Origin of the sequence: Bacillus sp. SIMBA_008 (genome assembly GCF_046535495.1) — a bacterium.
Taxonomy (GTDB): domain Bacteria; phylum Bacillota; class Bacilli; order Bacillales; family Bacillaceae; genus Bacillus; species Bacillus subtilis.
On record NZ_JAWRWL010000501.1, the window covers coordinates 1 to 270 of the forward strand.

A 270-nucleotide genomic window follows, 5' to 3' on the forward strand; every position below is an offset into this window, starting at 1 on the left:
GCCGAAACGATTTTTTCAAAAGAGGCTTCTGGATCTCCAACGGCAATGTTTTCTTTAATCGTGTCACTGAATAAGAATGTATCCTGCAGCACCATTCCGACTTGATTTCGAAGGCTTCTTGCTTTGTACTCTTTTATATCAATGCCGTCAATTTCAAGTGATCCGTTTGTCACATCATAAAATCTTGGAATTAAGCTGACGAGAGTGGACTTCCCCCCACCGCTCATTCCTACAAGCGCAACCGTTTGTCCTTTTTCTACTTTTAAGGAG

Annotated in this window: 1 protein-coding gene; it reads right to left on the bottom strand. The window is 41.9% G+C overall.

The genetic code is table 11. The features are described from left to right. Positions 1–270 (bottom strand): ATP-binding cassette domain-containing protein (locus tag SB658_RS24195; protein WP_410602891.1); only part of this gene is annotated, 270 nt, incomplete at both ends.